This is a genomic window from Actinoplanes oryzae (genome assembly GCF_030757795.1).
In the GTDB taxonomy this organism is placed as follows: Bacteria; Actinomycetota; Actinomycetes; order Mycobacteriales; family Micromonosporaceae; genus Actinoplanes.
In genome coordinates this window covers 1-10,940 of the sequence record NZ_JAUQWH010000235.1, presented here as the reverse complement: position 1 = coordinate 10,940, position 10,940 = coordinate 1, and the positions used below count along the sequence as shown (strand labels likewise).

Sequence of the window (10,940 nt, the reverse complement as noted above, 5' to 3'; positions counted from 1 at the left end):
CGGATCCAGCACCCGCAGGGTCTCGTACAGGTCGTCAGGCATGGCGTCTCCCCTCGTCCAGTGCCGGTTCTCCGGTGCGGTGCTGCAGCTCGCGGTCGAGCTTCGCGCGGGCCTTGTAGAGCCGCGACGACACGGTCGCGGCGGGCACGCCCAGCACGGTGGCGATCTCGCCGGCGCTCAGGCCGTCCCAGGCCCGCATCAGCAGCAGCTCCCGGTCGTCCTCGCCGAGCGCGGCCAGCGCCGCCCACAGCTCGTCGTGCGTGCCCGGCGGCTCGACGGCGGCCGGGGCATCGGTGCTGACCAGCCGCAGGTGCAGGCGCTCGCGCCGCTGCCCCTCGCGCCGGTGGTTGGCCAGCACGTTGCGGGCCACCCCGAACAGCCACAGCCGGGCGTCCGGCACCGGGATGCTCGCCCGGCGCCGCCACGCCACGGCGAAGGTCTCCGCCGTCACGTCGTCCGCGTCGGACCCGGAAACCGTCCGCCGGCGGGCGAACCGCCACACGTCCGGGAACTGCGCGGCGAAGAGTGCGTTGAAATGCTCCTCGTCCATGCCACCTCCGCTCGAACCGAACTCGTCCTGTCGCCGGGGACATGTCCGGCGCCGGCGTGATCTCGCCGGCTCGGCGGAGAAATTTCTACAGCAGGCTGTCGCGGACCTCGCGGCGCAGGATCTTGCCGATCTGGCTGCGCGGAAGATCGGTGGCGAGCTCGACGCGGCGCGGCGCCTTGTATCCCGACAGGCGCTCGCGGGCCCACGCCTGCAGGGCGGCGGGATCCGGCGACGCCCCCTCGGCCGGCACGACGACGGCGACGACCTCCTCCCCCGTACGCTCCGACGGCAGCCCGACCACGGCCACGTCCGCCACCTCGGGGTGCCCCCGCAGCACGTCCTCGACCTCGGACGGATAGACGTTGAAGCCGCCGCTGAGGATCAGCTCCTTCATCCGGTCCACGATGGTCAGGAAGCCGGCCTCGTCCTGCACCGCGACGTCGCCGGTCCGGATCCACCCGCCGGGCAGCAGCACCGCCGCCGTCTCCTCGGGCATGTTCCAGTAGCCGGAGAAGACCTGCGGCCCCCGGATCAGCAGCTCCCCCGGCGAGCCCGGCGGCACGTCCACCGCCGGATCCTCGCGGTCGGCGATGCGGACCCAGGTCGAGGGGTACGGAATCCCGATCGAGCCCACCCGGCGCCCCGGCGAGATCGGGTTGCCGACCGTGATCGGCGACGTCTCGGTCATGCCGTAGCCCTCGATCAGCAGCCCGCCGGTCAGCGACTCCCACGACTCCACCGTCTCGGGGCGCAACGGCATCGCGCCGCTGATGGCGTACCGGACGCTGCTCAGGTCCACGCCGCGCTCGCGGGCCGCGCGGGCCAGCCGGTCGTACATCGGCGGCACGCCCGGGAAGAACGTCGGCGGGTGCCGCTTCACCGCGTCGAGCACCATGCCCGGGTCGAAGCGCGGCAGCAGGACGATCGTCGCCCCGATGCGGATCGCCGTGGTGAGGCACAGCGTCAGCCCGTACGCGTGGAAGAACGGGAGCACCGCGTAGAAGGTCTCGCCGCCCTCGCGCAGCCCGGGCACCCAGACCCGGCTCTGCTCGGCGTTCGCGGCGAGGTTGCGGTGCGTCAGGATCGCGCCCTTCGGCGTGCCGCTGGTGCCGCCGGTGTACTGCAGCAGCGCGACGTCGTCCACGCCCGGGCCGGCCGCCCCGGGCTCCAGCGGCGCCGCGCCGGCGACCAGCTGCTCCCAGCGCAGGGCGCCGACCGGCACCGGTCCGCGCATCTCGGCGCGGGTCTTGCGGGCCGGCGGCAGCGGCAGCTTGAGCGCGAGCCGCTTGAGCGGCGGCAGCGCGGCGGTCAGGTCGACGGCGATCAGCGTCTCGACCTGCGTCTTGAGGGCGGCGATCGTGCCGGCGACCTTCTCCCAGCAGATCGCCACCCGGGCGCCGTGGTCGGCGAGCTGGTGGGCGAGCTCCTCGGCGGTGTAGAGCGGGTTGTGCTCGACCGCGATCGCCCCGAGCCGCAGGACGGCGTAGAACGCGACGACGTGCTGCGGGCAGTTCGGCAGGATCAGCGCGACCCGGTCGCCGGGGCGCACCCCGGCGTCGTGCAGGGCCCGCGCGGCCCGCGCGACCTGGTCGCCCAGCTGCGCGTACGTGGTGGAGGCGCCCAGGAAGTCGAGGGCGACCCGGTCCGGGAAGCGGGCCACCGCGCCGTCGAGGTTCGCGGTCAGGGGCTGCTCCGGCTCGGCGATGTCCGCCGGCACCCCGTCGGGATAGGCCGCCAGCCACCGTCGCTCGTCCGCCATGCACTCTCCTCCGTCGCGTGTCCTCGCAGGCTATCGCGCCCTTTCAGGAAGGGTTCGGTGCCCGTGCGGTCCGGCGCCGATCGGCGGCGCCCCGGCTCGCGTAGTACCCGGCATGTCCACTCTCAAGAGAAAAATCGCCGTCGCCGGTGCCGCCGTGGTCGCGGTCGCCGCCTCGGCCGTCACCTACCAGGCCTCCGCCGCGGAGAGCTCCCCGCTGCAGCCGCCCGCCGGCCTGAAGATCCTCGGCCAGTTCGTGGTCGGCACCGGCACCCAGACCTACACCTGCACCGGCGGCAAGTTCACCGGCTCGTCGGTGCCCGAGGCGCAGCTGTTCGACGGCGCCAACCGCAAGATCCACCACTTCGGCGGCCCGAGCTGGCAGTCGGAGTCCGACGGCTCGCTGATCACGGCGGCTCCCGTGGCCACCTCGCCGGTGCCCGGCGCCATCCCGGAGCTGCTGCTGGAGGTCAAGACGCACGCCGGGCAGGGGATGCTCAGCGGCGTCACCCACATCCAGCGGATGAACACCTTCGGCGGCGTCGCGCCGGCCACGGCCTGCACCGACGGCGAGAAGACCAGCGTCAAGTACAACGCCAACTACATCTTCTGGGGCAACTGACCGCCCCTTTGTGACGACATGCGATGTCATCACCGTGCTATGGTCGCGGCGACGACACGCGATGCCATCACTGGAGGCGACATGATCTTCGTTCTGGGCGCGACCGGCCGGATCGGGCGGGCCGTCGCGGCCCTGCTGGCCGCACCGGATCCCGCGCCCGGCGGCCGGGATCTCGTGCTGGTCGGGCGGGATTCCGAGCGGCTCGGCGAGGTCGCGGCCGGGCTGCCCGGGCCGGCCCGCACGCTGGTCGCCGCCGACCACGCCGCGGCCGCGCGCGAGATCCGGCAGGCGCGGCCCGCGGTGGTGGTCAACACCCTCGGCGGGTACGCGGAGACGGCCGCCACGATCGCGCGGGCGTGCCTGCCGGGCGGTCACTACGTCGACCTCGCCAACGACATCGTCGCGCTGCCCCGGCTGCTGGCGCTGCACGACGAGGCGGTTGCGGCGGGCAGCACGCTCGTGACGGGCGCCGGTTTCGGGGTGCTCGCCACGGAGGCGCTGGTCGTGCGGCTGGGACAGGGCCGGGACACCCCGGCCGCCGTCGAGGTCGACGCGCTGGGCTCGGTGGCACTCGAGGCGGGCGCCCTGGGATCCGCGTACGCCCGGACGACGGTCGACGTGCTGGCCACCGGCGGGCGCCGCTACCGCGACGGGGAGCTCGGGCGGGAGCGGCTGGCGCGGACCGTACGGCACCTGAGCCTGCCCGACGGCACCAGCGCGAGCTCCGCGTCCATGCCGGTCGGCGAGCTGATCGCCGCCCGGCTCGCCACGCAGGCGCCGTCCGTGGTGGCCACCTCGGGCCTGGCGCCCACGACACCGGTCGCACGGGCGCTGCTGCCGGCCGCGACCGCGCTGATGGGGATCGCGGCGGTCCGGCGGTTCACCGTGCGGCGCCTCGCGGGGATCCCGATCAAGGCGGCACCCCGGCCGCGGCCGCACTCGTGGGGGCACGCCGTGCTGCGCTGGGCCGACGGGAGCCGGGCGGAGGGCTGGCTGCGCACCGGCGACGCCATGGACTTCACCGCCGCGGTGACCGCCGCCGTCGCCGCCCGGCTCGCCGCCGGCGACGGCCCGGCCGGGGCCTGGACGCCGGCGCGGGCGTTCGGCGCGGAACTCGCCACGGACGCCGGCGCCGCCTTTCTTCCCGCGGCATTGTCACCCGCGTCCCGCTGACCAGCAAATGCAAGATGCAGATCCGCGGGCACTTTCTCCCGCGTCCCGGTGACCGGAAATGCAAGATGCAGATCCGCGGGCACCTTCCCCCGCGTCCCGGCGACCGGAAATGCAAGATGCAGATCCGCGGGTACTTTCCCTCGCGTCCCGGTGACCGGAAATGCACGATGCAGAACCGCGCGGAATGGGACGGAAAAAGGGCCGGCACGGAGTCGGTGCACTCCGTGCCGGCCACGAGACCGCTGATTACTTCTTGACCCAGGCCTGCTTCTGGCCGGCCACGCTGAGCGCCTTGCACTCGGCCTGGTTGTTGTCGACCAGGGCCGAGGTGAGGACCTCGACGTTCAGGCCGCACAGGGCCGCGGCGACCGGGATCTGCACGTCGTTCAGCACGTTGACCTCGTTGCCCGTGAGGACGTCCTGCACGGTCACATCCACGAGGCTGCCGCCGCTGCCCCCGGCGGAGGCCGGCCCGGCGAGGGTCAGGCTGCCGAGAGATGCGATGCCCGCGACGGCGAGCCCGGCGAGGACACGAGAGACGTTGCGCATTCTTTCCTCCGTTGGTCAGTTCCGGCAAGAGCGGTTGGTCTTTCTTGCGGCCGCACCGGAAAACTACCCGGGCCGCCGTGCTGAAAACAAATAAGAACGGGAAAGTGGCGTACGACTCAGACCGTTGACACGCCTTTAGGGATCATTTATCGAAACCCTTGCGAGTGATTCGCAAGTTACCCGGCCGCACCCGTTGACTGAGCACAATTCATTTCTCCGAATGGCGCCCGCCATTCCCGGAATCGCATTCAAGCGGGACATTCCGGGCAGCCGCGCGTCCCGCCGGCCTCGACAGCCACGCGCCGGACCGCGGCCATGACAGCCGCGCGCCCGACCACAGCCCCGGAAGCCGCGCGTTGAGCCGCCGCCCGGACAGCCGCCCGCCGGATCAGGGGACGAAGACGGCGCGGCCCTCGATTTCGCCCTGGTCGAGGCGGCGGTAGACGGCCGGCGCCTCCTCGATCGGGAACTGCGTGATCTTCGGCCGGACCAGACCGGCGGCGCCGAGCTCGAGCACCTCGGCCAGCTCCGGGATCGTGCCCCAGTAGGTCGTGGCGAGACCGGCCTCGTACGGGACGCCGAAGAACGACCACGCGAAGGTGCCGTTCGCGATGCCCACGATCGTCACGTCGCCCAGCGGCCGGGCGACCGTCATGCCCAGCTCCACGGTGCCGGCGGCGCCCACGAAGTCCACGACCAGGTCGGCGCCGCGGCCGCCCGGGGTCAGCTTGCGGATCTCGCCCGCCGCGGCGTCCCCGGCCGGGACGACCGCGTCGGCGCCGCACTCCTCCGCCAGCCTCAGCGCCTCCGGCTTGCTGTCCACGGCGATCACCTTCGCCGACGTGATCGCCTTGAGGATCTGCACGGCGATGTGCCCGAGACCCCCGACGCCGATCACCACGGCCCAGGTGCCGGGCAGCAGCTTCGCGCGGGACCGGCGGATCGCGTGGTACGGGGTCAGGCCCGCGTCGGTCAGCGGCGCCGCCCGTACGGGATCCAGGCCGGGCGGCAGCGGCACCAGCAGCCGCGGATCCGGCACCAGCATGTAGTCCGCGATCCCGCCGTCCGCGCCCAGCCCCGCGCCGCCGTGGCTGACCGGGGCCCGCTCGTTGTTCTCGCAGTACGTCTCGGCGCCCAGCCGGCAGCGCTCGCACGTCCCGCAGCCCCACGGGCCGTAGACGGCGACGCCCTGCCCGACGGCGAGACTGTCGACGCCCTCGCCGAGCTGGTGCACCCAGCCGGCCGTCTCGTGCCCGAGCGTGAACGGCGGATGCCAGCCCGGCGTGGGATCCGCCTGGGTGACGTGCAGGTCCGAGTGGCACGCCCCGGCGCCCCCGACCTTGATCACCACCTGGCCGGGCCCCGGCTCGGGTGCCTCGATCTCCACGAGCTCCGGTTCGTGCTTCCACTGGGTGACCCGTACAGCGCGCATGCCTCCTGGCTATCACGGCATCCCGCCCTAGAGTGGCCGGATGCGCGATCTCTATCCGGAGCTGGCCCCGCGGGCCACCGGCATGCTCGACGTCGGCGACGGGCACTCGATCTACTGGGAGGAGAGCGGCAACCCCGGCGGCAAGCCGGTCGTCTTCCTGCACGGCGGCCCGGGTGCCGGCACGTCGCCGAAGCACCGCCGCCTCTTCGACCCGGAGCGCTACCGCATCGTGCTGTTCGACCAGCGGATGTGCGGCCGCAGCCTGCCGCACGCCGGCGACGCGCACGCCGACCTGAGCGCCAACACGACCTGGCACCTGGTCGCCGACATCGAGCGGCTCCGCGCCCACCTGGGCGTCGAGCGCTGGCAGGTCTTCGGCGGCTCGTGGGGTTCGGGGCTCTCCCTCGCGTACGCCGAGACCCATCCGGAGCGGGTCACCGAGCTGGTCCTGCGGGGCATCTTCACCCTGCGCCCGAGCGAGCTGCACTGGTTCTACGAGGGTCCGGCCGCGAACCTGCTGCCGGACGCGTGGGAGAGCTACGCGGCCGCGGTCACCGTGCCCGCGGGAGGCAGCTACATCGAGGCGTACGCGAAGGTGCTCGCCGACCCGGACCCGGCAGTGCACCAGCCCGCCGCGATCGCCTGGACCACCTGGGAGAACCGCGCGATCACCCTGACCCCGCGCCAGGAGCTGCTCGACAAGGCCGCCGACCCCCGGTACGCGACGGCGTTCGCCCGCATCGAGAACCACTTCTTCCGCCACGGCGGCTGGTTCACCGAGCAACAGCTGATCGCCGACGCCCCGAGGCTCGCGGGCATCCCCACGGTGATCGTCCAGGGCCGCCACGACCTGTGCACCCCGGCCGTCACCGCGTGGGACCTGCACCGGGCCCTGCCGGGCGCCGAGTTCCACCTGATCGAGGACGCGGGCCACGTCTTCGACGAGCCGGGCATCCTCGACGCCCTGATCACCGCCACGGACCGCTTCGCCGGGGCGGGCGATGGACGCCGCTGAGCGCATCATCGTCGCCCTCGACCTGCCGTCCGGGGCGGCGGCCGAGGCGGTCGTCAAGCGGATCGGGCCGGCCGGGCGGGCGTACAAGATCGGGCTGGAACTGCTCACCAGCGCCGGACCGGAGCCGGCGGCGCGGCTGGCGGCCGCGGGTCACGGGGTCTTCCTGGACCTGAAGCTGTTCGAGATCCCCAGCTCGGTGGCCGGCGCGGTGCGGGCGGCGGGCCGGCTCGGGGCGGACATGGTCACCGTCCACGCGAGCGGCGGGACGGGCATCATGCGGGCCGCGGTGGACGCCGCCGCGGAGTTCCCCGGGCTGCGGGTGCTCGCGCTGACCGTGGTCACCAGCATGACCGCGGGCGACCTGGCCGAGCTGGGCATCGCCGCGACGCCCGCCGGCCAGACCCTGCGGCTGGCCCGGCTGGCCCGCCGCGCCGGCTGCCACGGGCTGGTGGCGTCGCCGCAGGACGCCGGGCCCCTCCGGGAGGAGCTGGGCCCCGGGCCGCTCATCGTCACGCCGGGCGTGACCGTGTCGCCGTCCGGCGCGCCCGGTCACGCCCGCCCGGCCGATGCGGTGGCCGCGATCCGGGCGGGCGCGAGTCATGTGGTCGTCGGGCGCGCGGTGACCCGGGCCGAGGATCCGGGCGCGGTGCTGCGCCGCCTCGCCGCGCGGATCAGTGGGTGAGCTCCACGTGGCCGAGGACGCCGAGGGCGTCGGGGGCCAGGACGGCGGCCGAATAGTAGGCGCTGACCAGGTACGACACGCTGTCGGCGGTGGCGGCCATGGTGCGCACGCTCAGGCCGTACCGGTGCTCGCCCGGGATGCCGGTCTGGTGCAGGCCGATGACGCCCCGGCGCTCCTCGCCCGTCCGCAGGGCCAGGATCGAGGTCGTGTGGCCGTCGCTGATCGGGATCTTGCCGCAGGGCAGGAGCGGGACGCCGCGCCAGGAGGCGGCGGGGCGGCCGTCGAGCACGATCGGGGCGGGACGGACGCCGCGCTTGGTGCACTCGCGGCCGAAGGCGGCGATCGCCTTGGGATGGGCGAGCAGGACGTCGGTCTCCTCGCGCAGGGCGAGCAGGTCGTCGAGGTCGTCCGGGGTGGGCGGGCCGGAGCGGGTGCAGAGGCGGTGCCGCAGGTCGGCGTTGTGCAGCAGGCCGAAGCGGCGGTCGCTGACCAGCTCGTCCTCCTGGCGCTCGCGCAGCGTCTCGACGACCACCTGCAGCTGCTGCGCGAAGCGCTCCGGGGCCTCGGCGCGGGGCACGCGCATCAGCGACTGGGCGACGCTCAGCTCGTAGTCGCGGACGGCGACCTCGTAGCCGGAGAAGGGCACCGTCTCCTGCTGCGTGCGGCGGGAGCGGGCCCGGTAGCGCTCCATGGCCGAGAACAGCGACTGATTGCGCTGCACCATCGCGTAGAACACCGGCCGCGGCAGGGCCAGGAGCGTCACCGCCGTCCGGGCCGTCGCCGTGTAGCCCCAGGTCTGGCAGCACTCGCTGAGCGTCGTGGCGCCGAAGTGCTCGCCGCTGGACAGCACCGCGCCGCCGCCGGTCGTCGTCACCTGGCCGTGCGCGACGACGTACAGATGGTCGGCCTTCGCGCCGGACTCGGCGATGACCTCGCCGGGCCGGTAGTCGCGCTGCTCGAAGCGGGCGGCGACCGCGCGCAGGGCCTCGTCGTGCTCGACGAAGCCGAGCACGGGGATCTGGCGCAGGGAGGCGGGCAGGACCGCCACCTCGCTGCCGACGTTGGTGACGGCCAGCCGGCCCGCCGCCGGCTGGTGCAGGGTGCGCCGATGCACCCGGTACGTGCCCCCGGTCGTCTGCGCCCACGGCAGCTTGCGCAGCAACCACCGCGACGTCGTCTCCGGAACCGGCTCGAACGCGGCCGCGCCGGGCTGCTGATCGGCCTCGCATACTGGACTCGCCACGACTGGCCCCGTTCCTGAAGATCCGGTTGACCCCGATGTTGTATCGCGGCCGTCGCGTATTTTGTCGCTTATTTGATCATTCGGGGCACTTCGTGGCGTAAACGTCCTTACGCTCGGATTCATGACAATCACCCGGAAGGCGCTGGTCGCCGACAGCCTGCCCGGCGGGATCCCCTCCCCCGCGGCGCCCCTGATCACCGGGACGCTCAGCCGCCTCGGCCTGCGGCCCGTGCGGGTGCCGGTGGCCGACGACCCCGGCTTCCTGTCGGTGACCGAGCCCGTCGTGCTCGCCGTGAAGTGCACCGACGAGGTCGCCGCCGTGCGCGCCATCGAGGCCTGGTGCCGGGTGGCGGGCCCGCGCGAGATCACCACCGACGTCAGCGACTGCGACTACGTGCTGGACCTGGCGGAGCTGGCCGGCGCCGAGGACGTACGCCCGGAGTGGCTCGCCGGCGTACGCAGGCTGGGCCTGATCCCGGACGCCCCGGCGCCCGTGGTCGACGAGATCGTGCGCGCCCTGCGCAGCCTGAGCACCGCGACGCGCCCCGCCCTGCTGCCCGCCTAGACCCTCCGGACACTCCCAGCTCAGCCCACGGCTTCGGGCACCGGATGCGGCGACTCCCAGCTCGGCCCCGGGTTCGCGCGGCTCCCGGCTCAGGCCACGGATTCGGACGACTTCCCGCTCAGCCCACGGGCTCCGGCGACGACGAGAGGTCTTCCATCGGGATCACGTGCACGCCGGGATCGCCGGGGAAGCGGACCTCGTACCCCGTGGGCGGGCCGTCCTGCGCCCAGCGCACGCCGACCACCGTGCCGGGCTGCTCCCGCACCTGGATGTCGGCCCCCGGGGGGAGACACTCCCAGGCCTCGACGAGCAGCGCGTCGAGCACGTGCCGCGCGCCCTCCAGCGAGCCGCGCAGGCTCGTCGACCGCAGCTCCCGGCCGAGCGCGATCGCCGCGTCCCGCACCGGCCGCTCGGCGCTGCCCTCCATCGCGGTCAGCGCCGCCTCCACCCGGGCCCACAGCCGCCAGCGCTCCTCGTCGAGCAGCCCCCGGGCAGCGCGGTCGAGCGCGACGCACGTGATGTCGACGGCCGCCTCCTCGCCCAGCTCGGCCACCCACGACAGCTCCTCGGCCGGCGGCAGCAGCCCGGGCGTCTCGTGCGCCACGACCGCGTAGAGCATCGCCAGCACCGTCGCCCGGCTCTCGCCCTGGTAGAGCGCCCCTTGACCGGCCGGCAGGCGCAGCGGCGGGAAGCGCACCGCCAGGTGCTCGCCGCGGCCCAGCGGCAGCTCCGCGGCGAGCTGCGTGTCGCGCACCCGGGAGTGAAAACTGCGGTGTTCGCGTTCAGCGAACATCCACGCGCGGTGCTCGTCGTCGCCGATCGGGAAGAGCGGCGCACGGCGCGGCGCACGCGCCGGCGTCTGGCCCGCGAGCAGGCGCGCAGCGACGGAATAGGCCACGCCGAGGCGGGCCGCGAGCGCCCGGACGCGTCGCTTGCGGGCGCGATCGGGCACGGATCGGTGGCGCTGGTCTCCGGTCATCGTGATCCTCCCGCCCTCATCCTAGGTCGAGATCGTTGTAGCCTGGTCATCGCAGCCGCGCCTGCACGAGCGTAGCGAGGCCACCCACGCGGGCCTCGCCAGACGCCAAGAGGCTCTGACTCAGCGCACCCGTTCCGCCGCACGATGGCGTGCGTCTGACGGGCGGGGCGCGTGGGGCCCTGCCGCAAGGACGTGAGTGCTGTGTTCGAACGGTTCACCGACCGAGCCCGTCGTGTTGTCGTCCTGGCCCAGGAAGAGGCCCGGATGCTCAACCACAACTACATCGGCACGGAGCACATCCTGCTGGGCCTGATCCACGAGGGCGAGGGCGTCGCCGCCAAGGCCCTCGAGAGCCTGGGCATCTCCCTGGAGGC

The 10,940-nt window shown here is 73.7% G+C and carries 12 protein-coding genes; 6 read left to right on the top strand and 6 right to left on the bottom strand.

What is annotated here, in order from left to right; all coding sequences use genetic code 11:
• Positions 1-34: 34 nt before the first annotated feature.
• Positions 35-550: an RNA polymerase sigma factor gene (locus RBH18_RS40740; protein WP_306215865.1), complete on the bottom strand. Its 516-nt coding sequence runs from the start codon at positions 548-550 to the stop codon at positions 35-37.
• An 85-nt stretch (positions 551-635) separates the two neighbouring features.
• The gene (locus tag RBH18_RS40735; RefSeq protein ID WP_306215864.1) at positions 636-2,309 is read right to left on the bottom strand and encodes a long-chain-fatty-acid--CoA ligase; all 1,674 of its coding nucleotides are present in this window, start codon (positions 2,307-2,309) and stop codon (positions 636-638) included.
• 112 nt (positions 2,310-2,421) lie between these two features.
• On the opposite strand from RBH18_RS40735, the gene RBH18_RS40730 reads away from it, so the two are divergent.
• Entirely contained in the window at positions 2,422-2,928 is a 507-nt protein-coding gene (locus RBH18_RS40730; RefSeq protein WP_306215863.1) for a DUF3455 domain-containing protein, read from the top strand.
• A gap of 81 nt (positions 2,929-3,009) precedes the next feature.
• Positions 3,010-4,101, top strand: coding sequence for a saccharopine dehydrogenase NADP-binding domain-containing protein (locus RBH18_RS40725; RefSeq protein ID WP_306215862.1), 1,092 nt, complete (start codon positions 3,010-3,012; stop codon positions 4,099-4,101).
• 246 nt (positions 4,102-4,347) lie between these two features.
• On the opposite strand, the gene RBH18_RS40720 is transcribed toward RBH18_RS40725, so the two are convergent.
• Together RBH18_RS40720 and RBH18_RS40715 are read right to left on the bottom strand one after the other, a co-directional pair.
• A complete protein-coding gene (locus RBH18_RS40720) occupies positions 4,348-4,650 on the bottom strand; it encodes a hypothetical protein (protein WP_306215861.1) in 303 nt (100 codons plus the stop codon).
• A 388-nt stretch (positions 4,651-5,038) separates the two neighbouring features.
• Entirely contained in the window at positions 5,039-6,082 is a 1,044-nt protein-coding gene (locus RBH18_RS40715; RefSeq protein WP_306215860.1) for an NAD(P)-dependent alcohol dehydrogenase, read from the bottom strand.
• Positions 6,083-6,122: 40 nt separating this feature from the next.
• On the opposite strand from RBH18_RS40715, the gene pip reads away from it, so the two are divergent.
• On the top strand, positions 6,123-7,097 hold the full coding sequence (pip, locus tag RBH18_RS40710) for a prolyl aminopeptidase (protein ID WP_306215859.1): 975 nt from the start codon (positions 6,123-6,125) through the stop codon (positions 7,095-7,097).
• Positions 7,084-7,779, top strand: coding sequence for an orotidine-5'-phosphate decarboxylase (pyrF, locus tag RBH18_RS40705; RefSeq protein WP_306215858.1), 696 nt, complete (start codon positions 7,084-7,086; stop codon positions 7,777-7,779). The genes pip and pyrF overlap by 14 nt, the downstream gene beginning before the upstream one ends.
• Here pyrF and RBH18_RS40700 read toward each other — a convergent pair.
• Positions 7,769-9,022, bottom strand: a complete 1,254-nt coding sequence (locus RBH18_RS40700; RefSeq protein ID WP_306215857.1) for a family 2B encapsulin nanocompartment shell protein — start codon at positions 9,020-9,022, stop codon at positions 7,769-7,771. The two genes, pyrF and RBH18_RS40700, sit on opposite strands and share 11 nt — an antisense overlap.
• Positions 9,023-9,143: 121 nt before the next feature.
• On the opposite strand from RBH18_RS40700, the gene RBH18_RS40695 reads away from it, so the two are divergent.
• A complete protein-coding gene (locus RBH18_RS40695) occupies positions 9,144-9,587 on the top strand; it encodes a hypothetical protein (protein WP_306215856.1) in 444 nt (147 codons plus the stop codon).
• A gap of 118 nt (positions 9,588-9,705) precedes the next feature.
• On the opposite strand, the gene RBH18_RS40690 is transcribed toward RBH18_RS40695, so the two are convergent.
• Positions 9,706-10,566 carry a hypothetical protein gene (locus RBH18_RS40690; protein WP_306215855.1) on the bottom strand — a complete coding sequence of 287 codons (861 nt, stop codon included), beginning with the start codon at positions 10,564-10,566 and terminating at the stop codon, positions 9,706-9,708.
• 201 nt (positions 10,567-10,767) lie between these two features.
• Between RBH18_RS40690 and RBH18_RS40685 the strand changes: the two genes are divergently transcribed.
• Positions 10,768-10,940: Clp protease N-terminal domain-containing protein (locus RBH18_RS40685; protein WP_306215866.1), on the top strand; the 173-nt coding region annotated here is incomplete at its 3' end.

Bases quoted from the DNA above. Each gene is read 5' to 3' on its own strand.
- RBH18_RS40740 (WP_306215865.1), bottom strand. From the start codon at position 550: ATGGACGAGGAGCATTTCAACGCACTCTTCGCCGCGCAGTTCCCGGAC.
- RBH18_RS40735 (WP_306215864.1), bottom strand. From the start codon at position 2,309: ATGGCGGACGAGCGACGGTGGCTGGCGGCCTATCCCGACGGGGTGCCG.
- RBH18_RS40730 (WP_306215863.1), top strand. From the start codon at position 2,422: ATGTCCACTCTCAAGAGAAAAATCGCCGTCGCCGGTGCCGCCGTGGTC.
- RBH18_RS40725 (WP_306215862.1), top strand. From the start codon at position 3,010: ATGATCTTCGTTCTGGGCGCGACCGGCCGGATCGGGCGGGCCGTCGCG.
- RBH18_RS40720 (WP_306215861.1), bottom strand. From the start codon at position 4,650: ATGCGCAACGTCTCTCGTGTCCTCGCCGGGCTCGCCGTCGCGGGCATC.
- RBH18_RS40715 (WP_306215860.1), bottom strand. From the start codon at position 6,082: ATGCGCGCTGTACGGGTCACCCAGTGGAAGCACGAACCGGAGCTCGTG.
- pip (WP_306215859.1), top strand. From the start codon at position 6,123: ATGCGCGATCTCTATCCGGAGCTGGCCCCGCGGGCCACCGGCATGCTC.
- pyrF (WP_306215858.1), top strand. From the start codon at position 7,084: ATGGACGCCGCTGAGCGCATCATCGTCGCCCTCGACCTGCCGTCCGGG.
- RBH18_RS40695 (WP_306215856.1), top strand. From the start codon at position 9,144: ATGACAATCACCCGGAAGGCGCTGGTCGCCGACAGCCTGCCCGGCGGG.
- RBH18_RS40690 (WP_306215855.1), bottom strand. From the start codon at position 10,566: ATGACCGGAGACCAGCGCCACCGATCCGTGCCCGATCGCGCCCGCAAG.